Here is a 24,772-nt window from a genome sequence, read left to right as displayed (position 1 = left end):
TCTCCTTTTAATAGAAATTAAACTGCAGTTTTTGCTTAAACACCTAGTATATATGCGTCGATCTTTTAGTAATTACAAGAGTGAGATCTTAAAAACTTTCAATTTACCCATTCAATACGCCAAGCACAGCAGAAAAGTTTGCTTGGTTTTGAAAAAAACAATAGTGAAGCAATCCACACCTGTCTTTTATCATTTTCAACACTGACTAATGGTTGTGCGTCGTAAAAGGGTCCTGTTTGACTCATCGGTTGATTGACCATAGTATTTACTCGAACCAAAAAGTGCAAAGGAGTGCATGGGCGCTCCTACCTGTTGTATTAAAAGGAATTCTGTTTGAAATATTCAAAAATCGCCATCGCTGTATCCGCCACTGTTTTATTGAATGGTTGCCTGGAAGTCGAAGATAATAGTAACGCAGAAGTAGTCAGTGCCCTGCAACAACAAAATCAGATCCTTAGTGAACAAGCCAAAAAAAATACGGTTTCCATTCGTGGGGTGGTTGTTAATTTAGCCACCGATGAACCTGTGGCTGCCGCTAATATAACAGTTAAAGTGGGCACTGAAGTGCTGGTGGCTGGTGTGGAGGCCATTGACGGCTTGTTTAAAGTGGACTATTTACCCGCCGATTCAGACGTGGAAATTATCATCAGCAGTGACAATGATGAATTTATGTCTCGCGTCTTTTTCTACGATACAGGCTCATCAAATTCCGGTGTGGCGCAAAAAGACTATGGTGAATTTGCTGTGTCCGAAGCAGTAGAGGTGACCATTACAGTCTTAAGTAGTGCGGACAATACCCCTGTGTTGGGATTGGAGTTTCAAGCCAACTCGGGGGTAGGTTACAACAGTTCTGCATCGAAGCCATATTTACATTTGTCTACTTTTGACGAAGTCAACAGCGTATATAAAATGACGCTGCCTAAATACATAAACCTAGATGCAACTGCATCTCTTGATATTGATAAAAATGGCGAGCCAGACTATGTGTTAGAGACTAGTCCTTACTCTGATGCTAGATTTTTCACCCTCTATTCAGCAAACAGTGCACAGTTGGATGAAATCTATTTAATGACCATTGAGGATGCCGCACCACCACAAGTTGAATATCGAATTGCCGTGGTTGATGAATTAGGTGTGTCTATTGCTGGTGCGAATATTGTGGTTGATGATCAATATAGCCAAGACATAGCAGCAACTTACGATCTTGAAACCGAGCAGTATGTTTTTACGGCTGCTTTTGCGCAATATATGAATATTCAAATTCCTGCGTTTAGTGTGGATGGGGTCAAGTATCAAAGTGCTGCAATTAGTATTAATTCGCAAAGCGATGGCCGCTTAAGTATTTATAATTCAGGTGCTACAAATAACACGTCTTACGATATACCGTCCGGTTCTGACTCCCTTGATTTGGTCATTCAACCGCGAGAACTAATCGCCAATACCAGTGTTTTAGAAGTTGTTTTGCTTAGTGAAGTCAATAATACCGATTCAAGCATCAATATATTCTATTCTCAGCCCGTTCGCATAGAAGCTACAGAAGTGAGCCTCACCAATCTCGATGAGGTTACTATTACCCGGGGAAATGCCAGCGCTGATGATTTGGTGCTGCCTGGAGCTACGGTAATCACTGGTGGAGTAGAAACACCTGTTAGTATGACATTGTCGAACAACAATACTCGCTTGGCACTTACCCCTGGATCTGTTTTGGTTGCGGGTGATACGTATAATTACGCAGTGGCTAATGTTGATGTTCTTGCATCCGGCGAAACTGTAGATATATCTTCAGATTTGAAACAATTTACCGTGCCCTATGCTGGCGATTTAACATTTGACATCAATCAAGTACGTTTGGATAACCAAAATTACACCACTAACGGCACAGCGATCACGGCGCAAAATACCGCAGGCGAGGCGTCGACAGCGTCGGACTCTTACAACAATGTTTACCTGATCTTTCCAAACAGTATAAGCAGTTTACAAAACTTTAATATGCGTAAAATTCTTGTTGTAGAAAATGGAGTGAGTCGCGTAGATATCAATAACTATACTATTGTGGATAACGGCCACATATCGCTTTCAAATGTAAATGTTGTGGTAACAGCAAACAATGAGTCAGTAGTAACTGAACAGCTAAACCGTCAACTATTATTGGGAACTAATGCACCCGACGGTCAAAGCATATTTTATATTTATAGTTATGACTATTCGCGGGATAACAAGGCCGGCAGTGAAAATAGTATGAGCTATGAATATAGCTATGAAACTAAAGCGGGTGAGGTTATAACTGGAAATATTACGCTGAATGTCGAATAACGGGCTGCTATTATAACATAAGCTAAACGACACCATTAAAGCCAGCTGCCCAGGTAACTGGCTTTTTTTTGTCTGGTTGTGGTAGATATTTTGTATCTGTTTACCTTAGGTATTGGGATATTTTTGTTAACCCAAAATATTTAAGAATCGGTTGGGCAGTGGGTAACCTTTATTTAAGCAATATTTTTCTCTAAACAGTTTGTTAATGCATATTTAAATAAATGTATTTACTGTGTTAAATCGACCGGTTTGCTAAGCAGTGAAAACGAAGTTTCTCGGATTTTAACCCAAATAATCACTATTTTATCGACTTATACTGACATGTTCTTAACGAAAGCTTTATTATTCGCCTCCGGTTTTTCAATTTGACTCGCTGGCAACTTGCCGTAAGTATCGAGCTAGTAACAGAGAATATATGAAATTAAATAATGTCCTTTTAGCTGTTGGTTTAAGCAGTTTATCCTTCAATACCTTTGCCGCTGCCTTCCAACTTTCAGAGCATAGTGCCTCAGGCTTGGGGCGTGCATTTGCCGGTGACGCCGCCATTGCAGAAAATGCGTCTATTGTTGCGCGCAACCCAGCCTTGATGTCACAGTTTACTGAAAATCAACTGTCTGTTGTTGGTACATACATAGTACCCGATGTGAGCTTAACCGGCGAAAGTGCACCTGGATATTCAAGCCCAGCAGCGTTAAATGATGACAGCATTGCGCCTGAAGCATTTGTACCCGCTGCTTATTTTGTTATGCCCCTTGATGACAAGTTCGCAGTTGGTTTTGGTTTGTTCTCAAACTTCGGTTTAGCCACCCAATTCCATGAAAATTATGCTGCAGGTCAATTGGCCGGTAAAACTGAAATATTGACGGTTAACTTCAACACCAGTGTTTCGTACAAAGTTAACGAACGTTTAAGTGTTGCAGCTGGACTTAACTACGTATATGCCGATGCGACTATCACTCGCCACTTAGGTGATTTAAGTAACGGGTTGGCGGCTCAAGGGCTATCTGTTCCTGCCAGTACGTTGGCACTCGATTTGGAAGGTGACGACTATGGTTATGGTTATAACCTGGGCGTGGCTTATGATCTGGATGAAAATTCTCGTTTCGGTTTACATTATCGCAGCAAAGTCGATATTACCTTTGACGGCACTTATAGCAATGAGTTACCACTTATTCCGGGGCTATTTCCAAATGGCCAGTCCGGTGCTGTACAACCTGGGCAAGTGGACTTAGAATTACCTGCCATTGCCGAGCTTTCAGGGACCCATCAGTTAGATGATAAATGGGGTGTGCATTACAGCGTAATGTGGACCCACTGGAGCAGTTTTGAGCGTTTAGAAGCGTTTGTTCCTAGCCAAGAAGAGCCCGTATTTGAAAAAGAAGAAAATTTTTCTGATAGTTTTCGTTACGCCATCGGTGCTGATTACCAATTAAATGGGAAGATCAAATTGCGCGCGGGTATCGCGTACGATGAAACGCCTACTGACTCTCAATTGTTGTCTATTTCAATTCCAGACACCAACCGTTTGTGGTTAAGTGCGGGTGCAACTTACCTACTTAATGACAGCTCATCAGTTGATTTAGGTTTAAGTGTTATACGTGGTCAAGACCGTACCTTCACAGAAACAGATGACGCTGGCGGTGCATGGGATTTCAATAGTCAAGGTAACGCTTTTATTATTGCAGCCCAATATAACTACGTGTTCTAAGCTTTATAAGTCTGGGTTAAAGCCAGCACGGGTAAACTCACCTGTGCTGGTGCTAGGCGAGAATAACCAACAAGGCACCGATGAGTATCAAACCTAACCCCCACTTATCTGAACGCTGCAATTTTTCTTTAAACCATTTCGCTGATATCAATAAAGTAAAAAAAATCTCTACCTGACCCAAGGTTTTCACCAGTGCCACGATTTCTAGGCTCATGGCCGTGAACCAACCTATAGACCCAACAAAACTACAAAAACTGATCGTAAACACCAGTTTTGGTCGTGCCCATAAAGCGCGCAAGGTGCTGGGCCTGCGTATGGTTAACCAAACTAGCATGATGATTGTTTGTATTAGCAAGACCCAAAACAACACGTAGGCCGCCCCTTGTAAAAAAGGCAGCTGCGTCATTAAACTTGCCTCGCGTACCCAGAGGGTCGTCAGGGCAAAACATAACCCGCTGGCTAGGCCAAGCATTAGCGTCGGCCAAGATATATGTTTTACGCCTTTTGGCACACTCATTAGCCACACGGCAATGCCGCCTACGAGTACACCACACCAGGCCATTGTTGATAGCGGTGCTGCAAAAAGTAGCGCACCTAAAACAGCAGCGATAACGGCTTCACTTTTGGCTAAGCCTACACCCATGGCATAGTTTCGTAATCGAAATAGCTTAACCATTAAGGCTGTGGCAAATATTTGCGAAATTGCCCCTAAGACTATGATTAGGTAAAAACTGAAGTCCAATTGGGGAATGGTGGTGTCACCCTGATAGAACAGCAGAGAAACATAGATAGCCGCCATGGGCACGGCAAAAATAAAGCGCGCAAGGGTAACCCCCAGTGTGTCAACGTCGGCGCTTAAACGTTTCTGAAAGGCATTGCGCCAAGACTGCATAAAGGCAGCCATTACAGTAAACGGGATCCACAAGCTCATATACATTCCAGGTTGGCGACCGCCGACGTAACTGGATGTTAGGGCGATAATTCACGAGGATAATACACAAGGTATCTTGGGTATAAAAGGGCGTAGCAAAAAAGCCGCTAACAATAAATTGTTTCGCGGCCCAGGGAGGTACACGACAGTTCACTAAGCTGTCGTTATAAAGAGTCCAGTAGTAGCAGAAAGTTTAGTGCTGCTAGGTAAATGTAACTTTGAGAGGCAAAATAGCCTGTTTAGCATGCTCTGTACTGAGCGCAAGGTTGTGGTTTGCGCCACCCGTCATCAGTGCAGCCAAACCTATATCAGCAAAGTCCTGGTAGCCACTAGTTAGAGCATACCTGGGGTATATACATCACAGTGTTATATGTACCTGTTGCTAAACAGCGCATTTTTAGCAAGGAATAAAACTTCTCAAACAGTTTTGGCTGCGATGTCGGCTGCGATTAACAACTCAGCGCAGACAGAAAATCACGGGCTGCTATCGCCTATGACGAAACCCCACCGGCCCCCCAACATTGTCTATTTTTATTCCCGATACTACCTGTCGATGGTTGGGCGTGGGGCCATCGGTCCGCTAAAAGATTCACATTTTTTATTTAACAAGGGGCTTTTATTGTGTTAGGTTCGCCGAACGTTGATAAATTATTTTATGTGTATGGTCTGCCAGACACATAAAATAATCGTAGCAGATGATTTTTAATGTTTGCTATTTTCTGTAAGAGAAAGTCTATCAAAGTGATCCCTTTTCCTCATTTTGTCATCATATAGTCCTTCCGCAGCTATCAATCAAAATAAAAAGTCGACACTGACTTTTATATCTGATTTGTTTACTGAGGTTTAAAAAATGTCTAAGAAATATATTTTAACGTTGCTCACTACGTCAATACTTACGGCTTGCGGAGGCTCTTCAACAAGTTCACCAACCGCCACAATCGCCACAACTACTACTACAACCACTGAGCCACAACCCGTGGTAACTCAAACCACAGGTGTGATTACGGGGTTTGGTAGTGTTTTTATCAATGGCGTAGAGTATGAAACAAACTCAGCAACGGTTTCAACAGACGATAACCCAGGAGCCAACGAGACGGATTTGCAGGTAGGTATGATCGTTACCCTAAGCGGTGAGGTGAATGAAGATGGCACTACAGGTAACGCTAATAGTATTCACTATGACGAACAATTAAAAGGACCACTAAAAAGCGTCGATTTAATTGCCAATACTCTAACTGTATTAGGACAAATCGTGGTGTTTGACGACGATACTAGTTTAGATAGTGTCGTACTAGCCGAGCTTTCGCCGGGTGATTTTCTTGAAATAAGTGGTTTTTTCAATGCCGAGGGAGCATTACATGCGACACGAATTGAAAAAGAAACTGAGGTAGCCAAGTTAAAAGTGCAAGGCATAGTTGAACTGCTGGATACAACCAATAAAAACTTCACGTTACACAACTTAACAATTAATTATAGCTCAGCAGCATTTGACAACTTTGCTGAAACTGATTTGGTAAATGGTCAAGAAGTAAGAGTTAAAGGCCTTTCATCAGCCTTGTCTAACGACGTATTTCTGGTAAATGAAATAGAGCTAAAAAATATAGACGAACAGCATGAAAGCGGGGAAAACACTCAAGTAGAAGGCTTTATTACTGCCTTTGAATCAGCCAGCAGTTTTACTGTAGATAATACTCATATTATTACTGACGACAACACAGAGTATAAATACGGCTCCGGTGATTCCTTATTGTTAAATGTGCAAGTGAAAATCAAGGGTGAATACAACGCGACCGGCGATTTATTGGCCACAAAAATACATATTCAACAACGTAGTAACTTGAGCATTGAGGGGGCTATTGAAGCGATTAACCTTGACCTTAACACGGTGACCGTACTAGGAGTCGAGTTCACGTTAAACAATCAAACTAAATTGAAAGACGAATCTGATAATGCAGTACGCTTTTTTGACTTGGCAGATTTAGTTGTTGGCGATTCTGTTGAAATAAAAGGGTTTATTGACAAAGATGGTAATAATGTTGCCACTAAAATGGAACGTGAAAACAACGACGAAAACAATGAAATTGAGTTAAAAGGAGCGGTCAGTAATATTGCAAGCTTTAGCTTCGACATTGTTGGCGTGACGGTTAATACAAATGAAAGTACTTTATTTAAAGGTCTCGATGTTGATGAATTAACCCAATCTGCTTTTTTTGAACTACTTCAAAATGGGATATTGGTAGAAGTAAAAGGTCAAATGTTAGACGGCGAATTTATCGCACTTGAGATTGAGATAGAGGAAAGTGAGGCTGATGATTCTGAAGCAGAAAATAAATCGAAGCGGACTGAATTTAAAGGCATAGTTGATCAAATAACCGAAGTGGGTCTGGTTGTGTCAGATCATGATGTCTTATTAAACTCAAATACCGAGTTTGAAGTTGACGACGAAAATGTCTCAGTTGAGCAGTTCCGGCAGTTAGTTATTGTCGGGGATGCAGTGAAAGTTAAGGGTCGGATGGATGAGCAAGGCATTATTACAGCCAAGTCTATTGAACTAGAGGACTGATGAGTTAAGGGCCTTGGACGGATCGATTACCAGGGCCCGGTCACTGAATAGATAAAGAGTCAGTCTCTGCTCGCTATTGGTTAGGACTGCACCTGGTTTACTATTTTGAAAAATAAGACGTTGTTAGTCTTTTTTAAGGACGGCGACTAATTCGCTTAAGTCTTTCACCATATGATCAGGGCGCGGGGCCAGTGGATATAGCGATTTGCCCGGGCGCGCCACAAAGGCAGTTTGCATGCCCGCGGCTTTAGCACCCGCCACATCCCAACCGTGGGCCGCCACCATCAACGCTTCTTGAGGTTCAATTTGCAATTCGCTCAGGGCCCAGCGATAGGCACGTGTGTCGGGCTTATACACCTTTATGCCCTCAACACTCATGGTTTTATCGAAATATTGGTTGAGGTCTGCATTGGCAAACTGAGTTTCAAGCCCTTTGGTAGATGAGTTGGTTAAACCCACTAAGCGGTATCCCAGTGTCTTAAGCGCGGCTAAGCCTGGTTTAACATCAGCATGGGTCGGCAGTGACAACATGACTGGCAGAATAGCCTGTTTAGCCTGTTCTTCATTGAGCTCAATACCCTTGTTTTGCGCTACCATCATCAGCGCAGCCACTGCGATATCGCCGAAATCCTGATAATCCCCGGTTACTGTGGTCACCAGGGAGTGGTGCAACACAGTGGAGAACCATAACGAGGCTAAACTTTCGTTACCTTTTAACACTTTGGCAATTGCGCTGCGCACGGGTTGCATATCCAGTAAAGTTTCATTCACATCGAAAATGATCACCTTGGGTAATAAAGAAGGTGAGACTGGTGGCATGGCGTATCTCCTTAAATTGTAATTAGCGTAAATAGATAGCAGAGTAAGCTAATTGTAGCTAGTTTTTACGCCATGTTATGAACAAACTTGGCATGTCCTAGAGGCTTTAAATCAAGTGCTTTTGGGTAAAGGGCTGGAACAAAGTGACCAGTTATGTTGATAATGTTCAGTAATAGTTACAGTTGAGATTGAAATGAGTTTATTAACGAAAATAAGCCGGGCATTAGCCAGGTATTTGGAAAAACCCAGCACGGGTTATATCCAGCCTGCAACCTGCACTCCCGAATTATTGGCCGCCTCCTTACGTGTGGGAGATGTGGTACTGGTGGATGGCTCCAGCCGGGTGAGTACCGCCATAAAATATCTGAGTCAATCTACCTGGTCACATACCGCTATGTGTATTGCGGATGATAGCCAAAATGCCCACCCCAGCTGCACGAATGTGATGTTGATTGAAGCCGACGTGCTTGACGGTGTCAGAATAGTCCCACTGAGCCATTATGCGCATTTGCATACCCGGATCTGTCGTCCAGTAGGGCTCAAAGAAGCGGACGTGCAAAGTGCCATCGGATTTGCCAAGACTCAGGTCGGACACCAGTATGATATGAAAAATGTGTTTGACCTGATGCGTTATCTCATTCAAACCCCGCCTGTGCCTACACGTTGGCGGCGAAAAATGATTGGCCTTGGCAGTGGTGATCCCACACGCGCAATCTGTAGCTCGTTAGTTGCGCAAATATTCCAGTCTATTGGTTATCCTATTTTGCCCGACGTCGCATTTGAGAAAGCAGACCTTCCACACTGTCAGCACTGTTATGACGAGGTGTTACATATTCGCCATCATAGTTTGTATGTGCCAAGAGATTTCGATATTTCACCTTATTTCAACATCATCAAACCTTCTTTGAATGAATTATTTGACCCCCATAAGTTGCCCTGGGGTGAACATCATCAACCCTAGACTGCTGCACCTAATAAGTTGCGATTACCCGCTTGTGACTCTTTAGCAATTCAACTTTATTCGGTTACTTTTCACTTTTAGCTAAAAGGTGCCTTAATGGCACTGAACATCGGTTTTATTAGTGGATTCTTTCCCGCCTGTCACCCGACGAGGGTGCCGGTTATTGTGGCATTTCAGGCGAACAGATAACGTAGCAATGAATAGCCAGATCGCGGGAGCCTGTTTTAGTTGTCAGGCTTAAAGCGGAACCTTGAGGGTCTGACCTAAGCGGCTGCTGCGGATTGCCAGCTCAATCAGTTTAATACTCCACAGGGCTTGCTCTGCTGTTACCGGGCAAGGGCTGTTTTGCCGAATGGCGTTGGCCATAGCGCGAAAATACTGTTGATAACCGCCCCGTTCGGTGGTGATGGGCAGATCCCCGTCAGCTTGGTACAGCCGACCGTACTGGTCAGGGCGCTCATCAGCCCAGTCATCTTGGCTGGGCAATACACCGGCTATTAAGCGTGACTCTTGGGGATCTAAACCATATTTTTGGTAACTACCTATACTCCCATGCACAGTGAAACGTTTATTAGGTCCGGCGCTGAGCATATCCGCATGCAAAGTGGCCAGTTTGTCGGGGTAATGCAGTACAAGATGAAAATAATCTACTGTGCTGGCGCCTTCGCGCATCATGTGGCACTGGGCAGTAATAGCCTCTGGCACACCAAACAACTGTAAAGCTTGATCAATCAAATGTGGGCCCAGATCGAATAAAATACCGCCGCCGTCCGTGGCCTGTTCACGCCAGCGCTGACGCACTTGTGGACGGAAACGATCAAAATGCGATTCGAAATGTTTTACATCACCTAGGCGCTGCTCGCTGATCAGCTTTTGCACGGTCAAAAAATCACCATCATAACGGCGATTATGAAACACACTTAATAACCGTTGCTTTTGTGCTGCCAAAGCGATCAAGGATTCGCCATCTGCGATGGTCGTCACAAAGGGTTTTTCGAGGATAACGTGTTTGTTACTTTCAAGGGCCTGGTGGGCTAAAGTGAAATGCACCTCATTGGGCGCGGTAATGATCACCAGTTCAGCGTCACAGTGCCTGAGCAGTTTCTCTGCTGAGGAATAATGCGCTGCTTTTGGCCAATCTTGCATTACGGCCTCGCCCTGGCTGCTGCTAATGGCCACTAAGTCGAATTCAGCCATGTTTGTAATGAAAGGCATATGGAACGTTTTCGCGGAAAAACCATAACCAATCACGGCTGTTTTAATGGGGGACGCAGTCATCGTAAAACACTCTCGGTTGCAGGTTGGTTAAGGATCAACAGAATATCATAGGTGGTAAAGTGGGGGATTGTCCAAGGTGCTGGCACGTCAGCCATTATCACATCGGTTTTCTGCCAATCGTAGAGCTCGTTCTGTGTGAAATTAAGACTTAATTATCTATGCCCTTAAGACTCAAGTAAAATAGGATGGGCAATGTGTCGGGTTATTCTGTTAGAAAAAAAGCGTCAAATAAAGAGGGGCAAATAATGGGAAGTTTCAGGGTTAAAGGAGTGGATGGCCTAACACTGCATTGTTATGAATGGTTGCCTGTAGGCGATGCCAGGGCAGTGGTACATATTGCCCACGGCATGAGTGAACATGGTGCGCGATATCAACGCTTGGCCGAATTCCTCAATGACGCAGGTTATGCCGTTATTGCTAATGATCACCGGGGTCATGGGTTAAGCCTAGCAGCAGGGGAGCCACTTGGGCATATGGCCGACACGGATCCTTGGGACAAAGCACTGGAAGATTTGTATTTAGTCAATCGACAAATCGCGGCCCGCTTACCAAGCAAAAAAATCGTACTATTGGGCCATTCAATGGGCTCTTTTCTTGCCCAGGATTACATGGCGCAATATGGGGATTCAATAGCGGCTGCTGCGCTTAGTGCGACCAACGGTCCGCCTGGTTTACTGGTGAAAGTTGGCCAGCTCGTGGCCCAGCTAGAAAAGCTTCGCCTCGGCGTGAAAGGCCATAGCCCACTTATTCTGGCCATGGTGTTTGGCGCCTACAATAAGGCGTTTAAGCCCAATCGTACGGAATTTGACTGGTTGTCCCGCGATGAAGCAGAGGTGGATAAATATGTCGCCGATCCGCTGTGTGGTTTTGAATGCTCAGTTGGTACCTGGATAGGGTTGTTAAACGCATTGCCTGTGATCGCCTCTGATGAGGCCTTAACCAAGATGGATAAAAACAAAGCCATTTATGTGTTTGCTGGTACAGATGATCCCGTGGGCGAAAAGACCAAGGGTGTAAAGAGGTTGTTGTCAGCCTATCAAAAAATGGAGTTTAGCGGGGTGACTCACAAGTTTTACCCAGGCGGGCGCCACGAAATTCTCAGTGAAACCAACCGCGATGAGGTCATGGCTGATTTCGTAAACTGGGTGAACGGTGTCCTGCTGTAGATCAGCATTATCATTGAGTATAGTGTCATAGATAATTTATTGTTAACAACATCGTAAGCTAGCTCTGAATTTCGATGACTCAATGACAACCTTAAAATGACATTTATAACGGGCAAAATGGTAGATTTCTCGGCTAGCAGACATTCAATTTCCCAGCCACGCTGGGAAGGTAAATATCTGACGGGAGAAGAGATTGCCTTGGAGACATGCCGTTTAAATCATAAAACTGCGTTAAACTTGCCGCCAATGTTTCTTTCTAGGTTGACGGCATTTGTGTACTTCGCTTATAACTCGTAGCCACTCGCTCGAAGCTCAATATTCACGGCTGGTAATATATGAATAGTGCACTGTTATTGTGGGGGGTAGTGTTTAGCTCAATCGGTCTTGGCTACTTTATATATGGCAAAAAACAAGCTGATCTGGTGGTTCGTTATACCGGCGTCGCCTTAATACTGTTTCCTTATTTAATCGATAGCTCAAGCATTCTGGTGCTTGTCGGATTGTTACTGATGGCCTTACCAAAATTAGTCAGTCGGTATTTTTGAACCCAAACGGTGGATTGGTTTGTGTCCCTATACAATACACCAGTCCCTGTGTCGATTTACTCACAGTGAGCAGGAACCTTGTATCATTGGCGGGACAATTTCCATTACCCGCCTTATGCATGGCGAGTAGCCTAAACCCAGGTGGGAAGTTGTGTCATTAGCGTAAAAACCAACTCGCGAAATGAGGACTAAGCAGTATTTGACTGCCTATTTGAATCCGCCTTTTCATACATTGCCTAGTGACCAATCTGAAGATTAAATAAAAGGTGTTAGTCAATTCACCGAGTTGTACTTTTTATCCTCGATTTGACCAATAATCAACCCAACCAATCAAAGCAAAAAAGCTTGATTGTGATGTGTATTGGCTCCGCAGCACCCATTAACCCAGAGGCAGAGAAATGTCTTTGATTGCGACCAACTATTCTGGATCCAATGTTGAACAATGATCCCGACTCCATTGTATAGTTAGGCCAAGGCTTGAATTTCCGCTAGCGCCTGCTCAATTTCTTGTTCACTGTTAAGCAATGAAGGGGCGAATCTGGCATAGCTAACCTGGTATGGTGTGCTACTCATAATAATGCCTTTATCATGCATGGTTTTTACCACTGACTCAGGTGTCATGCCTTGCACATCAAAACAAACTAATCCCGACGAAAGTGCATTGCTGGCTGGCGTATATAACTTTACATGAGGCATTTTCGCCAGACCCTGTTTTGTTTGCTGATTTAGTTGATGGATGCGTTTTTGCACGTTGGCTTTACCTAGTTGCAAATGTAGTTTAAATGCTTCTGGCAATGCCCAGCGGTGCTCAAACGAATGAAATCCGCCTGGGGACATGTGCTCACCAACCGGTACTTGATCTTGCGTCATGCCACCCAACCACACCCCATAAGACCCACTAAAACTGGGTATCACCGGCTCATTTTGAGTCCAGGCTTTATCATTGCCCCAAATCACACCCGTGCCCCTAGGGCCAAATATCCACTTATGGGTGCCGGCGATAAAAAAATCGCAACCTAATTCGCTGATATCCTGGTTTTCAATGCCAAAGCCGTGAACCCCATCGACACAAAATAATATCTGCTGCTGGGCTTTGCGATGTTGGTTGAGCTCACTAATAGTATCGGCCATCGCCCTAATAGGCAGTTTGACACCTGTGGATGAATGTACCCAGGTTGCAGCAAATACCCGAGTATTGCTGGTTATCGCAGCTTTCATACGCCTTAGGACGTCGTCTACACTAACTTGAGCGGGATCACCATATAGTGCGATACGGTTTATTTTGGCACCAGTACGCTCCGCCCTGTACGCCAAAGACATGTCAGTGGAATAGTGATCATGCACGGTCTGCAATACCTCATCCCCAGGGTGTAATTTTAAGCCACTGTAAACCATGCCCAGACCCATAGTGGTGCTGTCGGTTAGAGCAATGTTTTCAGCTTTACCGCCCATGTATTGTGCTGCTGCACTGGAGATTTCGCCGTCGATGGTTTGGAATTGTTGATGCCAATAATCCGCAGGATTTTCATCCAATGCCAGACGATGTTTTTCGATAGCATCAGACACCGGTTTTGGGTGTGACGCCAACAAAAAAGTTGATAACTGAATATACTTTCGGGTTAAGGGAAATAAGTCACGTAAAGCTGTCCAGTCCCCTGGCTGAATGTTTGTAGTGCCGATAGTTGCTATAGGCGAGGCGCCAAGCACGGCACTTGGAACCAACAAGCTTGCGCCTAGACCCACCCCCAAACCGTTTAAAAACTCACGCCTTAACATGTGATTCGCCTTATTCTGCAACGCTATACTAGTGAACGACAAAGCTCTGCATAGCGGCTAAAGCGGATTTACTCGGCTACCTGAGTGCATGTCGATTGAATGGGTCGACAAAGTGTAGCGCATGAAAACTATATTCGCCTTTCCCAGCGATTTAAGTGCTGACCGTGTGGACTGAACTCTTTCTTATAAATCAGGCGAAAAATCTGTTTTTTGCATAAAAATCACATCAATATTTTTTACTAAAGGCCGTCTTTTATGGATGTTTGGTAAGCACTTTTCCAGGTAGGATCGTTAATAAATGTTTGCCATTTCTGCTTAGCATCATCTTGGCTGTCATGCTCTATGATATAGATGAGGGTATTGCTTGCTTCTGGGGCTGATGTTGGGATCCAATAAGCTATTACTTTCATTCCAAGACGGTTAAAAATATCGTGGGTGTGCTCACGAAATCTAGCTTGTAACGCAGGCAGTTTCCCTTCATTGGTATGATAAGTGCGCAGCTCATAGACTTTTTGTGGGCTGACGGCATTGGCATGAGTGGCTATGACAAAAGCGGGTAATAAAAACATGCTCACTAAAGCAATGAGCCGATTTTTTTTCAACATAGACCTGACAGACATTTTTAATCCCCAAACATGTTCAAGTTAAGCAAAGCAATACTGGCTTACAAGAGTGTATATCCTAGACAAATTTATAAAAATGAGCTTTTAGTATTTTCTATTTATGAAATCAAATCTAATCTAAAGCATACTCCGGCACCATAGGTTGAATCTTGTGCATATTGTAGCTGACAAGAGATATGAATTTAGTCAAGATGGTGTGGGCATTGATGGGGTTTACCGATTAGTCTGTTTGGCGATAGTTCGGATCACTAAATGCCATGAATGTTCCAATGAAATCCCAATAACCCCCTGTTTTTACGTAAGTATATCTGCTGGATGCCTCAGTCTCTGACCCTATTGCTTGGGGCGCTTCACTCAGGGCAATAAATGCAGCGGATGTGCCGCCAACGAACTAATGTACAACGACCCATTTTTCTGATGTTAATAATGTCATTGTGAAGGTAAAATTGCGCCCATCGTGACAACAGTCATGTTTATGTTGTCTAGCAAAAGGTAATAGTGAGTTTATGGATTATTTTGAACAGTTAGGTGTAAGTAGAGGGGCGACGACCATCGATATAAAAAAAGCCTATCGAAAACTCGCTAATAAATTTCACCCGGATAGAAATGATAGTGCACAAGCTAAAGAAAGTTTTCAATTAATCCAACAGGCTTATGATGTTGTTTCTGATCCTAAAAAGCGCGCTTTATACTTAAGAAAAAACTATACCGTAATAACTGATCCTCGAGAAATTGCTGATTCTTTTTGGCACACAGCCTTGAACTAGGCTCTGAACAAGACCCTCACTTAGGAAACAATGAATGCAACTTCAAGTAAGCTTACCCGATTATTTAAGCGGTGATTTTTCTATGTATTTAGAAAATATGACCTCATATACAGATCCTGAAAACCCTGATTTATTGTCAAATTATTTATCAAATTTATTCGAACAATTAAAACAAATGCCTTTGTTGTTCAATGGCATGGTTGATCAATTAGCGATGGCGATATCAACCAAAATTAGGATCGATAGCAAGAACTTAGCAAAAATCGTGTTGACACAAGAGCCGTCTTGGAACGAGGTAAAACCTTTTGTGGGGGTACATGCTGATGCTCGAGCGTGTATTACTGAAATAATGACCCACGCAGAGCAGGACTTAAAAACAGCCGTTTTGCTCATCCATTTTTATAACAACTACGATGCCACGCCTGAAAAGGCTGACGCAGATGAACATGATCAACGCAATGATTATGAAGCGAATGACTATGATGAGTACTATTAGATTTTATAAAATCTGGAACCACCCAACTAAGAAATCTAATCAATAAATATATAAGTTTTAAGGAATCACCTTGACAAAAAATGCATTAATTCTTGCTAGCGATATCATGGAACAGGCACAGCATAGCGGCAGACGCGCTGGCACCTCATTAGAAGCTATTGCTTCTGAACAAGGCGATGAGACCATGCTTGCTGTGTTAACCGAGATGGATATATTGACCGTAGCTAAAATTGTTAGGGAGCACGACGCCACCATTCCTTCTATTGCAACATGGTTAATGGATGCGGATTCAATTAAGCAGCTATTGAACGTTGAACCGTCATACTGGCAAAATATGGATGAAGATCACATATTTTGTGCGCAAACTGAAGCACACAGTTTATTAACCCAAATTTTTCTCTCTTCTGATGATGAAGAAAAACAATTGGAAATATTAAAAGTCATTGTTGAAGACGATTTCGGTCTTTTATATTTATCTTTGCCGTTCGTGGGTCACGATTTTTCGGAAATAGAAGAAGATGAAGAACAAACATCAGGCAGCATCGAAGAGTTGTTAATGAAAATAAAATCCTTAAACGAAGAAGCCTATCGTGAAGTGTTGACGGTTAGCACCAATGGCACACTGGAAAATATTGAAAATACCTTAAAGCAAAATGCCAATAAACAAAGAGTGACGGCCCTTGAAATGGATACCGACGATATGTTTGCGCCACTTTAACTTGCCAAGCAAAAACCGTATTTATGCTTTAATTCAGTAGGATCGATCAATGAAAATTGCAGAGTTAAGAAATCACCCCTTTCTACTTTTAGTCTTAAAAGACGGCGAAAGTGAAGGCTATTTTCCCCCGGAATTTATGCAGAAAACCAAACAACAATTAAGCGATATGTCTTTGCGGATAGCATCAGACAACTTATCGATAATTTATGCAGACCAAATTAAAAAGGGCTGTGAAATTGTGCTTGGTATGAGCAACTTAGGTTTGTTAGACCTTTGCGACAACGATACTGAAAAAGCAAAAAATATCATAAAAACGCAAGGTATCGTTTATTGCTTCAGGGCAGGTTGGGCAAAATATGCCGAATTAAAGAAAATATCTCCCTCATATTTCGAAGATATTGCTATCAGTAGCTATGCTTTAGCAATCAATGATACCTCTGATATAAGGCTGATGCATGAGGCATTAGTCAAGGAAGGCCAGCAAAGTGCCAGGCTTTTACAAATCTATAAAAGCATTGCTGCGGGCTATTGTGCAAACACCCTGCTTATTGACATTGATGAAGACGTGTTGACGTTTGAATTGCAAAAATTTCTGAATACCGCGATTGCATTATTACTCATTGATTCTAATAAAAAAGTGTTTACCAGTGTTTTATATCAGCAGTTGATTACTTACCTCACTCATACTGAGAAAGACTTACTGCATGTTAAGTTGCAAGTGTGTATCGCCAGCTTCACCGAGCAACTATCGATACCAACTAAAGATTACCTGCAAGAAATAGGTTTACTAGATTTCAGCGATTTAAAGGGGATCATTAATCAACAAGATAATATCTCTATTTATACCCAGGAAATATTAGAGCTGCCTATAACCGTAGCCAATGAGTTGAATAATGATTTTGATGGTGGTTATGATTTTCATGCTGATGATGACGAAGATCTAGCGTATTTAAGGCCTGACGCTTCATAACACAGGATGGTTAGCCCCGGTTACGCTGGCTATTTTTTAATACGTATTCAGTTAGGCTCACGGCCAAACAGCGCTGCTTAATGTCGAACTAACACGCGCCAACCAGTAAGAACAGGAGCCAGAAAATGGATATCAATGCAGACTTTAGTCAGCGCGTGGTAATACACAGCCGCCAGCAACCTTGGGTGGCTTCGCCTATGCGGGGTGTCCAGCGCCGCCCATTGGACCGGGTTGGGGATGAGGTGGCCCGAGCCACCACAATCGTGCGTTATGCGCCGGGCAGTCATTTCTCGCCCCATGTGCATACCGGCGGTGAAGAATTTATCGTTCTTGAGGGGGTATTTCAAGATGAGCATGGTGACTATCCCGCTGGCGCCTATATTCGTAATCCGCCCCAATCATCCCATACCCCAGGGTCAGATGCAGGTTGCGTGATTTTCGTAAAATTATGGCAATTCGACCCACAAGACAGACAACAGGTAAATACACTTGCCCGAGCTGATAACAAGGTGACCATACAAGTCTTTGTGCCGCCAGTAAAAGGCTACATAGACAAGACGCTTTATCAGGATAAGTACGAAAAAGTCAGCGTTTACGAGTTAGCACCACAGGCGACCCTCAGTCTAGATGCCGCAAAAGGAGCCGAAGTGATCGTGCTTGATGGTGAGTTTACCGCAGGTACGGACACGTTAGAGTTACATAGCTGGTTACGCTTACCAATCGACAGCATCTTAAATGGCCAAACAGGCAACAATGGGGCCCGTCTTTGGATAAAAACCCAACATTTGCCCTATGTAAACGAACAAATAGAGCGCGTAAAAGACGCCTAACTCAAACTCGGAGTAGGCACCCGGTAACCGGTAATCAATATTCGCTGTGCTAAACAAAACAGCAGAGCGAAAACCCCCTGCTTTTTCATCATACCTCTTTGTATAATCAGCCATGTTAACGACCCGATTATAAAAACCAGCATGAGCTGTAAACTTTCGCCGAGCTCGTGACTGTTAACTGCAGCGGTTTAGGCATGCCTACCAAAGGGTCGCTGGTACGATAGTCTCGCAATCCCAGCCTAGCCGATTTTAGCTTAGGAGGTGGAACCGCTTCGTTTTACATATTTTGCGCAACGATTATATGATACTAGGTGGTGCGTTCGAACCCGGTGATTGGTTGATAGCAATCACCGTCACTGACCCAATTGATTCAGTTGGCTCGCAATACTAATTCCTGCGCCAAACGCAATACAATTCAATGTTGCGTTTTAGTTCTCTTAAATTAACTAGTTGGCCTCCTTCAACCGTTTTATCAAGTTGATATTTGGCTTCTTCACATTTTCCACCAAATGGATATTGAAAGTCATTTTGTTCAGGTTCAGTTGGAACAGCAGAAACCACTCTTGGCTCCGCACAGGCACTCAAACCCAGCACTAAAAAACTGGTTAACAAGATTGCATTACGCATTAAAATCCTTATTGGCACAAAGTAAACATCAGATAAAAACTAACCACTCAATAGGGGCAGAGACGTAGACGTATTACGTTAACAGGACGTACCTTAAAATGATGTATTAAGTCGGAAAAAGGTCGTTTTTACTCTCGACTCTACACTCCCCGAGCACCGCAGACTAAAGTTGGGGAAAATTGCAGCGGCAACAGGGGGAAGGAAATTTTTAGCTGCGCAATAAGACTTCTTAGTTAACGGCAGTACAAAAATGCACTACGACCCCTTTTTGCTATGCTTGTTCCGCTTTTGCGACTAATGCGTCTATGACAGACTCGTAAGGAAGCTCAGGGTTTTCGGCCCTTGCTTTACCGATTTTTGACCAATATTCAATTTGCTTAGCGGCACTTCGTGACTCAACAGAACCGACTGCTTTTGCTTGAAGAACTAAGCTTTCATCCAATCTAATACTCGCCGTTGCCATATTATTCCCCTTGCTAACACTGATGCTATTTGCACACAATTATAACAAGTAGCCACAAAAGCGCTGAGAAAGGCTTATTCAAATAAAACTGGTGCGTGATCACTTGGGTATAAATTTAAAGACAATTACTGTACGTTTTGTTTGATAATTCAAGCTGCCAAAAATCATCTAATTTGTAGTTCGTGTATACCCAAAATTTGAAGGAGAAAAAATGATAACCAAAGGTGTTGGCACTCAAACATCAGAGCAAGCATTAGCAACCTTAAGCGATATGACAAACACGCTTAGCCCAATTCAACCTGAAGAACATCTGGCACGCATTGCTAAAGCGCAAGCTTATATGCAAGCCAACAATATTGATGCTCTCTATCTCAATGCAGGTACAAATCTTACCTATTTCACCGGTATGAAATGGTACGCGAGTGAGCGCATGGTCGGTGCGATATTGCCGGCCGCCGGCATGGTGCATTATATCGCGCCATTTTTTGAAATTGGTACCTTAAATGGATTTAAGGTAGTAGATGGGCCAATACATGGCTGGCAAGAACACCAAAGCCCCTACACTTTATTTGTAGAGGTATTAAAGCAACTAAATATAAGCGATACCGCCACTATTGGCATTGATGAAAGTGCGCAATTCTTTATCTTCGACGGTATTAGCAAAGCGCAAAGTGGCTTAAAGCTAATAAACGCACAAGCGGCCACGGCCCACTGCAGAATGCATAAATCTAATAACGAAATTGCGTTAATGCAATCTGCAATGAACATGACACTTGCTGTACATCAAGCAACGGCAAGTATGCTTTATGAAGGTATAAGCACTACAGAAGTAGAGGCTTTTATCAAACAAGCACACCAAAAAGTGGGTGCGCCAGGTAACCATTTTTGTATTGTGTTATTTGGTGTAGCCACGTCTTTCCCCCATGGTGTTAAAGATGCACAACTACTGGGAAAGGGCGATATGGTGTTAATAGATACAGGCTGTAAAGTGCACGATTATTTATCTGATATTACTCGCACTTATGTTTTTGGTGAGCCAACAAGTAGGCAACGAGAGTTTTGGGATGTTGAAAAAGCCGCACAACTTGCTGCCTTTAACGCGGCGAAAATTGGTCAGCCCTGTGAAGCTGTCGATGATGCCGCCCGTCGTTACATAGCATCACAAGGATTAGGGCCGCAATACCAAACGCCTGGGTGTCCGCATCGCACCGGCCATGGTATTGGTTTAGACATTCATGAGTGGCCTTATTTAGTCGGCGGCAATAAAACGCCTCTCGCCACAGGTATGTGCTTTAGTAACGAACCCATGCTAGTGGTACCCGATGAGTTTGGTGTTCGTTTAGAAGACCATTTTTATATGACTGACAAGGGCCCACGCTGGTTTACACAGCCAAGCAGCAGCATAGATGATCCGTTTGGTTTAAATGATTAACGTAATGTAACCATAACATTTTAAAACCAGCCTACTCAAAAACAACCTCTCCAAGGGCCGCGTGATATAAGCAACGGCCCTAGGAAACCATGGATTTAATGTCGGTAATACAGGACATTAACCAGGGCGTTAACGCTAACTTTCTAATACATCGGCGAAGCTGTGTTTGTCTTCTCGAACTAATACTGCCCGAGCACCGCAGGCTAACGCTTGAAGAATTGCAGGGAGCAATTGGCGGGTAACGGGGATTTTTAGCGACGCAATAGCGCTCAGCCTCAACGACAGTACAAGAATGTACTACGAATTCTTGGTTAATCTGACGCTGACCCCTTTAATTTCCTGAGTTATTTTTTATAATCATTAAACCTTAAAACATTGTCAGGTAGAGCTATGTCTGATTTCTGTTTAGACATTTTATCATCATCAAGTTGAGTAATTTGCTGGCAGTACTTAAAAAACCTATCTAAAGGTACAAATTTTTCTTTACGTTGTTTGATCCGCTTCGCTTGCCCATTAAGGTAAGTCACTAGATCTTCTGCTAGTTTTATAGGCATATTTTCTAGTCTCTGCTCTGCTAGGGTTTGCGTTACCCATAAGGCTGCATCGGTAATATGACCATTAATGCTTAAGTCAGTATTTTTAGCCCAGCTAATCTCAAATTGCAGTTCGTCTAACTTATTTAACAATAGAATAGCATCACTATTCGCTAATAGTTGATTGGCTCTTATCATCTCGACTAATAACTGTTGCCATTGCATTGATAGCTTTTGGTGTAATTCAGTTAAAGTCAGTGGCCTTAATATAGGTAGAAAACAAGTAAAGCGACTATGCGCTTCTGTAGCAATAATTGTCTTCTCTGATGAACGGTAGCGGTTATCAATGATATGGAGCTGCCAACTTAACGTATTCACATCAGTTGTAATAGTATTTCTACCCTTCTGAGTCCCCTCTAATGTAGGTAACTCGGCTTTTAGCCATTTGTCGAGGGCTTTACTTGTTGAGTAAAGTAACTGCATTAAAATTTAACGGTAACGATCATAAATTTCATCTCTTTGACGACCAAAAACTGAGTTTTCAGCAAGCTTGATTAATGCTGTATCTAAAATGTGAGCATATATCTATGTTTGTGCACTTGCCCAGCAGAACAAGGTATTTGACCCCATTGATTTTAGTTAACGTTGTTGCTTTGCTTATTTGGCCCAAATGGAATGACGCCGGTGCGAGTCACCACAATGCTACCCCATAAAGCTTTACTGGTGAAAATTTTGGCATTGACCTCATAGGCTAATTCCTGAGGTTTTGAGTTCAGAATGTCCAACAGCACCCGACCTGAATTAAATAGACTGGCACTGACGTCCACTTCAAACGTATTTTCGCTTAATGGCTGCAGCACAAATGTCTTATCACTCACTCCAGTGGCTACTTGTAGCCCACGCAAGCTTAACTTGAAATTCATGCCATCCACCGGAAAGGCTGCGTTATTGGGATTCACAATACGGAAGCTCAAGCGAAATCGCTGCTCCAGACCTTGCGATGGCAGGATCTGTAAGTTGGTAAGTTGCAAATCAGGTTTCTCGTAATCCGGAGCCAAAGTGGCACAGGATGATAGTAAAAACGTCATGAAAAGCAGTGCTACCACATTCAATTTTGACATTTAATTTTCTCGATTATGTACGCTTTCGAATATTTAGGATCGCACAGCAGTGCGTCAGTTGCCCAGCATAGGGGCTTGAACCAGTAATTACCATTGCTTGCATGTAAAAGCCTCTTCTGGGCGGGATTTACTCGGCGCTTAAATCGCCCCAAAATGAACACCTTTTAACAACCGGACCGCTATAATCGCGAGCAGTTAAAGCACAACCCCTAAGTTCAACCTAGAAGTGCGACTGGGTCTTATGAACCTTAAATAATTAACATGGATGTCACTATAAATTGCTCGCGGACTGATCGCCATTTCTGACTTTTTAACTTCTAGGTGCAAAAATAGGTATAAATTCGCTATTTTTTTAATCAGACTGAATTACATTAACCTTTTATAAAGGGAATTACCGTGGCATCGATTATTTCCATCAATAATCTGGATAAAACCTACGACTCGGGCTTTGAGGCACTAAAAAATATCAATTTGGATATTCACAAAGGTGAGATTTTTGCTTTGCTAGGGCCCAACGGCGCGGGTAAGACCACCTTGATCAGTGCAATTTGCGGGATTGTTACTCCCAGCCGTGGCGAGATTATCGCTGATGGTCATAACGTGGTAACAGATTTTCGTGCGGCCCGCGCCAAAATTGGGCTGGTGCCACAAGAAATCAGTACCGATTCGTTTGAACGGGTTATTGATACAGTAGTATTCAGTCGTGGTTTGTTTGGCAAACCAGCTAACCCTGCTTATATCGAAAAAATATTACGCCAACTGTCTTTATGGGATAAGCGCGCCAACAAGATCATGCAACTCTCCGGCGGCATGAAGCGCCGGGTAATGATCGCCAAAGCCTTATCCCATGAACCCCACATCCTGTTCCTGGATGAACCCACGGCCGGAGTAGATGTGGAGCTACGCCGTGACATGTGGGAAATGGTCCATGGCTTACGTGAAGGCGGCGCAACCATTATTCTAACTACCCATTATATTGAAGAAGCCGAAGAAATGGCCGATCGAATTGGTGTAATCAACAAAGGCGAAATTGTTCTGGTCGACGACAAAAAATCCCTGATGCACAAATTGGGTAAACGGCAACTCACCTTACAATTGCAAAACCCACTTGCTGTTATTCCCCCCGAGCTACAAGATCTGCCGTTAGAACTGTCTGGCGAAGGCCATGAACTGATTTATACCTTTGATGCGCAAAGTGAAAATACCGGTATCGCTGTATTGTTGAAGCAACTGGATCAGTACGGTATCGATTTTAAAGATCTCAATTCCAGCCAGAGTTCGCTGGAAGATATTTTTGTTAATCTGGTGAGGGCCAAATAATGAATCTTTATGCCATTAAAGCCATTTACAAGTTCGAAATGGCACGCACCATGCGAACCTTGATGCAAAGCCTTGCCTCTCCGGTACTGTCGACTTCGTTGTATTTTATTGTATTTGGTGCCGCCATCGGCTCACGTATGGGCAATATAGACGGCATCAGTTACGGGGCGTTTATTATTCCGGGTCTGGTTATGCTCTCTTTACTGAGCGAAAGTATTTCCAATGCCTCTTTTGGGATTTTTTTCCCGAAATTTTCTGGCACCATATACGAAATACTTTCCGCACCTGTCTCTCATGTAGAAATAGTGTTGGGTTACGTGGGCGCTGCGGCCAGTAAATCTATTGTTATAGGGCTTTTGACCCTGTGCACCGCACGCTTTTTTGTCGACTATGAGATCGAACATCCTTTGTGGATGCTGTCATTTCTGGTGTTAACCGCCATTACCTTCAGTTTGTTTGGCTTTATTTTGGGCATATTGTCGAATAACTTTCAGCAACTACAGGTGGTGCCCTTACTCGTCATCACACCCCTCACTTTTTTGGGCGGCAGTTTTTATTCCATCAGTATGTTACCGCCGCTGTGGCAGACCATTACCCTGTTTAACCCAGTGGTTTATTTGATCAGCGGCTTTCGCTGGAGTTTTTATGGGGTTGCCGATGTGCATATTGGCATAAGTGTAGGCATGACCTTGTTGTTTATGCTGATTTGCTTGACGCTTATCTGGTGGATCTTCAAAACCGGCTACAGACTTCGTCAGTAAAAGGGCTTTCATGATGCACTTCCTTCATCATAGGCTAGTAAAGGTGGTGCA

At 43.3% G+C, this 24,772-nt stretch carries 23 protein-coding genes; 14 read left to right on the top strand and 9 right to left on the bottom strand.

Annotation, left to right across the window (positions count from 1 at the left end; all coding sequences use genetic code 11):
- The first annotated feature begins 333 nt into the window (after positions 1-333).
- Positions 334-2,313 carry a hypothetical protein gene (locus tag AC3RV5_RS20965; protein WP_489729510.1) on the top strand — a complete coding sequence of 660 codons (1,980 nt, stop codon included), beginning with the start codon at positions 334-336 and terminating at the stop codon, positions 2,311-2,313.
- Between the two features lie 415 nt (positions 2,314-2,728).
- Positions 2,729-4,021 carry an outer membrane protein transport protein gene (locus AC3RV5_RS20960; RefSeq protein ID WP_489729509.1) on the top strand — a complete coding sequence of 431 codons (1,293 nt, stop codon included), beginning with the start codon at positions 2,729-2,731 and terminating at the stop codon, positions 4,019-4,021.
- Positions 4,022-4,073: 52 nt separating this feature from the next.
- Here the strand turns inward: AC3RV5_RS20960 and AC3RV5_RS20955 are convergent, their stop codons facing one another.
- Complete coding sequence (locus tag AC3RV5_RS20955) at positions 4,074-4,952, bottom strand: EamA family transporter (RefSeq protein WP_489729508.1); 879 nt, start codon at positions 4,950-4,952, stop codon at positions 4,074-4,076.
- An 850-nt stretch (positions 4,953-5,802) separates the two neighbouring features.
- Between AC3RV5_RS20955 and AC3RV5_RS20950 the strand changes: the two genes are divergently transcribed.
- Complete coding sequence (locus AC3RV5_RS20950; RefSeq protein WP_489729507.1) at positions 5,803-7,515, top strand: DUF5666 domain-containing protein; 1,713 nt, start codon at positions 5,803-5,805, stop codon at positions 7,513-7,515.
- Positions 7,516-7,638: 123 nt separating this feature from the next.
- Here the strand turns inward: AC3RV5_RS20950 and AC3RV5_RS20945 are convergent, their stop codons facing one another.
- Positions 7,639-8,334 carry a haloacid dehalogenase type II gene (locus AC3RV5_RS20945; protein ID WP_489729506.1) on the bottom strand — a complete coding sequence of 232 codons (696 nt, stop codon included), beginning with the start codon at positions 8,332-8,334 and terminating at the stop codon, positions 7,639-7,641.
- Positions 8,335-8,527: 193 nt separating this feature from the next.
- On the opposite strand from AC3RV5_RS20945, the gene AC3RV5_RS20940 reads away from it, so the two are divergent.
- Positions 8,528-9,295 (top strand): YiiX/YebB-like N1pC/P60 family cysteine hydrolase, encoded by a 768-nt coding sequence (locus AC3RV5_RS20940; RefSeq protein ID WP_489729505.1) that lies wholly within the window; start codon positions 8,528-8,530, stop codon positions 9,293-9,295.
- Positions 9,296-9,532: 237 nt separating this feature from the next.
- Here AC3RV5_RS20940 and AC3RV5_RS20935 read toward each other — a convergent pair whose 3' ends face one another.
- Positions 9,533-10,573 carry an oxidoreductase gene (locus AC3RV5_RS20935; RefSeq protein ID WP_489729504.1) on the bottom strand — a complete coding sequence of 347 codons (1,041 nt, stop codon included), beginning with the start codon at positions 10,571-10,573 and terminating at the stop codon, positions 9,533-9,535.
- Positions 10,574-10,818: 245 nt separating this feature from the next.
- On the opposite strand from AC3RV5_RS20935, the gene AC3RV5_RS20930 reads away from it, so the two are divergent.
- Positions 10,819-11,739 (top strand): alpha/beta hydrolase, encoded by a 921-nt coding sequence (locus AC3RV5_RS20930; RefSeq protein WP_489729503.1) that lies wholly within the window; start codon positions 10,819-10,821, stop codon positions 11,737-11,739.
- A 335-nt stretch (positions 11,740-12,074) separates the two neighbouring features.
- Positions 12,075-12,284, top strand: a complete 210-nt coding sequence (locus AC3RV5_RS20925; protein WP_489729502.1) for a hypothetical protein — start codon at positions 12,075-12,077, stop codon at positions 12,282-12,284.
- Between the two features lie 465 nt (positions 12,285-12,749).
- Here the strand turns inward: AC3RV5_RS20925 and AC3RV5_RS20920 are convergent, their stop codons facing one another.
- Together AC3RV5_RS20920 and AC3RV5_RS20915 are read right to left on the bottom strand one after the other, a co-directional pair.
- On the bottom strand, positions 12,750-14,060 hold the full coding sequence (locus tag AC3RV5_RS20920; protein WP_489729501.1) for an aminotransferase class V-fold PLP-dependent enzyme: 1,311 nt from the start codon (positions 14,058-14,060) through the stop codon (positions 12,750-12,752).
- A gap of 239 nt (positions 14,061-14,299) precedes the next feature.
- Positions 14,300-14,680, bottom strand: coding sequence for an NIPSNAP family protein (locus AC3RV5_RS20915; protein WP_489729500.1), 381 nt, complete (start codon positions 14,678-14,680; stop codon positions 14,300-14,302).
- A 509-nt stretch (positions 14,681-15,189) separates the two neighbouring features.
- On the opposite strand from AC3RV5_RS20915, the gene AC3RV5_RS20910 reads away from it, so the two are divergent.
- The 5 genes from AC3RV5_RS20910 to AC3RV5_RS20890 all read left to right on the top strand — a co-directional run bounded on the left by AC3RV5_RS20910 (position 15,190) and on the right by AC3RV5_RS20890 (position 18,464).
- Complete coding sequence (locus tag AC3RV5_RS20910; protein ID WP_489729499.1) at positions 15,190-15,450, top strand: DnaJ domain-containing protein; 261 nt, start codon at positions 15,190-15,192, stop codon at positions 15,448-15,450.
- Between the two features lie 34 nt (positions 15,451-15,484).
- Complete coding sequence (locus tag AC3RV5_RS20905) at positions 15,485-15,946, top strand: hypothetical protein (RefSeq protein WP_489729498.1); 462 nt, start codon at positions 15,485-15,487, stop codon at positions 15,944-15,946.
- Between the two features lie 70 nt (positions 15,947-16,016).
- Positions 16,017-16,664, top strand: coding sequence for a hypothetical protein (locus tag AC3RV5_RS20900; RefSeq protein ID WP_489729497.1), 648 nt, complete (start codon positions 16,017-16,019; stop codon positions 16,662-16,664).
- A gap of 49 nt (positions 16,665-16,713) precedes the next feature.
- The gene (locus tag AC3RV5_RS20895) at positions 16,714-17,634 is read left to right on the top strand and encodes a hypothetical protein (protein WP_489729496.1); all 921 of its coding nucleotides are present in this window, start codon (positions 16,714-16,716) and stop codon (positions 17,632-17,634) included.
- Positions 17,635-17,759: 125 nt separating this feature from the next.
- The gene (locus tag AC3RV5_RS20890; RefSeq protein WP_489729495.1) at positions 17,760-18,464 is read left to right on the top strand and encodes a cupin domain-containing protein; all 705 of its coding nucleotides are present in this window, start codon (positions 17,760-17,762) and stop codon (positions 18,462-18,464) included.
- A 387-nt stretch (positions 18,465-18,851) separates the two neighbouring features.
- Here AC3RV5_RS20890 and AC3RV5_RS20885 read toward each other — a convergent pair whose 3' ends face one another.
- Positions 18,852-19,091 carry a hypothetical protein gene (locus AC3RV5_RS20885; RefSeq protein ID WP_489729494.1) on the bottom strand — a complete coding sequence of 80 codons (240 nt, stop codon included), beginning with the start codon at positions 19,089-19,091 and terminating at the stop codon, positions 18,852-18,854.
- Between the two features lie 271 nt (positions 19,092-19,362).
- On the bottom strand, positions 19,363-19,554 hold the full coding sequence (locus tag AC3RV5_RS20880; RefSeq protein WP_489729493.1) for a TA system antitoxin ParD family protein: 192 nt from the start codon (positions 19,552-19,554) through the stop codon (positions 19,363-19,365).
- A 211-nt stretch (positions 19,555-19,765) separates the two neighbouring features.
- On the opposite strand from AC3RV5_RS20880, the gene AC3RV5_RS20875 reads away from it, so the two are divergent.
- Positions 19,766-20,986 (top strand): M24 family metallopeptidase, encoded by a 1,221-nt coding sequence (locus AC3RV5_RS20875; RefSeq protein WP_489729492.1) that lies wholly within the window; start codon positions 19,766-19,768, stop codon positions 20,984-20,986.
- A gap of 344 nt (positions 20,987-21,330) precedes the next feature.
- Here the strand turns inward: AC3RV5_RS20875 and AC3RV5_RS20870 are convergent, their stop codons facing one another.
- Positions 21,331-22,002 carry an amino acid adenylation gene (locus AC3RV5_RS20870; RefSeq protein ID WP_489729491.1) on the bottom strand — a complete coding sequence of 224 codons (672 nt, stop codon included), beginning with the start codon at positions 22,000-22,002 and terminating at the stop codon, positions 21,331-21,333.
- 152 nt (positions 22,003-22,154) lie between these two features.
- Positions 22,155-22,640 carry an LEA/WHy family protein gene (locus AC3RV5_RS20865; protein WP_489729490.1) on the bottom strand — a complete coding sequence of 162 codons (486 nt, stop codon included), beginning with the start codon at positions 22,638-22,640 and terminating at the stop codon, positions 22,155-22,157.
- Positions 22,641-23,036: 396 nt separating this feature from the next.
- On the opposite strand from AC3RV5_RS20865, the gene AC3RV5_RS20860 reads away from it, so the two are divergent.
- On the top strand, positions 23,037-23,960 hold the full coding sequence (locus AC3RV5_RS20860) for an ABC transporter ATP-binding protein (RefSeq protein ID WP_489729489.1): 924 nt from the start codon (positions 23,037-23,039) through the stop codon (positions 23,958-23,960).
- Positions 23,960-24,721 (top strand): ABC transporter permease, encoded by a 762-nt coding sequence (locus AC3RV5_RS20855; RefSeq protein ID WP_489729488.1) that lies wholly within the window; start codon positions 23,960-23,962, stop codon positions 24,719-24,721. The genes AC3RV5_RS20860 and AC3RV5_RS20855 overlap by 1 nt, the downstream gene beginning before the upstream one ends.
- The last annotated feature ends 51 nt before the right edge of the window (positions 24,722-24,772 follow it).

The organism is Paraglaciecola sp. IT1134, from assembly GCF_058068185.1.
Note: the sequence above shows the minus strand (reverse complement) of the source record. Positions and strands in the feature narration are given on the sequence as shown.

Coding starts and splice junctions, on each gene's coding strand:
- AC3RV5_RS20955 (WP_489729508.1), bottom strand. CDS start 4,952: ATGAGCTTGTGGATCCCGTTTACTGTAATGGCTGCCTTTATGCAGTCT.
- AC3RV5_RS20905 (WP_489729498.1), top strand. CDS start 15,485: ATGCAACTTCAAGTAAGCTTACCCGATTATTTAAGCGGTGATTTTTCT.
- AC3RV5_RS20925 (WP_489729502.1), top strand. CDS start 12,075: ATGAATAGTGCACTGTTATTGTGGGGGGTAGTGTTTAGCTCAATCGGT.
- AC3RV5_RS20875 (WP_489729492.1), top strand. CDS start 19,766: ATGATAACCAAAGGTGTTGGCACTCAAACATCAGAGCAAGCATTAGCA.
- AC3RV5_RS20940 (WP_489729505.1), top strand. CDS start 8,528: ATGAGTTTATTAACGAAAATAAGCCGGGCATTAGCCAGGTATTTGGAA.
- AC3RV5_RS20935 (WP_489729504.1), bottom strand. CDS start 10,573: ATGACTGCGTCCCCCATTAAAACAGCCGTGATTGGTTATGGTTTTTCC.
- AC3RV5_RS20950 (WP_489729507.1), top strand. CDS start 5,803: ATGTCTAAGAAATATATTTTAACGTTGCTCACTACGTCAATACTTACG.
- AC3RV5_RS20945 (WP_489729506.1), bottom strand. CDS start 8,334: ATGCCACCAGTCTCACCTTCTTTATTACCCAAGGTGATCATTTTCGAT.
- AC3RV5_RS20855 (WP_489729488.1), top strand. CDS start 23,960: ATGAATCTTTATGCCATTAAAGCCATTTACAAGTTCGAAATGGCACGC.
- AC3RV5_RS20920 (WP_489729501.1), bottom strand. CDS start 14,060: ATGTTAAGGCGTGAGTTTTTAAACGGTTTGGGGGTGGGTCTAGGCGCA.
- AC3RV5_RS20930 (WP_489729503.1), top strand. CDS start 10,819: ATGGGAAGTTTCAGGGTTAAAGGAGTGGATGGCCTAACACTGCATTGT.
- AC3RV5_RS20885 (WP_489729494.1), bottom strand. CDS start 19,091: ATGCGTAATGCAATCTTGTTAACCAGTTTTTTAGTGCTGGGTTTGAGT.
- AC3RV5_RS20880 (WP_489729493.1), bottom strand. CDS start 19,554: ATGGCAACGGCGAGTATTAGATTGGATGAAAGCTTAGTTCTTCAAGCA.
- AC3RV5_RS20915 (WP_489729500.1), bottom strand. CDS start 14,680: ATGTCTGTCAGGTCTATGTTGAAAAAAAATCGGCTCATTGCTTTAGTG.
- AC3RV5_RS20960 (WP_489729509.1), top strand. CDS start 2,729: ATGAAATTAAATAATGTCCTTTTAGCTGTTGGTTTAAGCAGTTTATCC.
- AC3RV5_RS20865 (WP_489729490.1), bottom strand. CDS start 22,640: ATGTCAAAATTGAATGTGGTAGCACTGCTTTTCATGACGTTTTTACTA.
- AC3RV5_RS20870 (WP_489729491.1), bottom strand. CDS start 22,002: ATGCAGTTACTTTACTCAACAAGTAAAGCCCTCGACAAATGGCTAAAA.
- AC3RV5_RS20890 (WP_489729495.1), top strand. CDS start 17,760: ATGGATATCAATGCAGACTTTAGTCAGCGCGTGGTAATACACAGCCGC.
- AC3RV5_RS20895 (WP_489729496.1), top strand. CDS start 16,714: ATGAAAATTGCAGAGTTAAGAAATCACCCCTTTCTACTTTTAGTCTTA.
- AC3RV5_RS20910 (WP_489729499.1), top strand. CDS start 15,190: ATGGATTATTTTGAACAGTTAGGTGTAAGTAGAGGGGCGACGACCATC.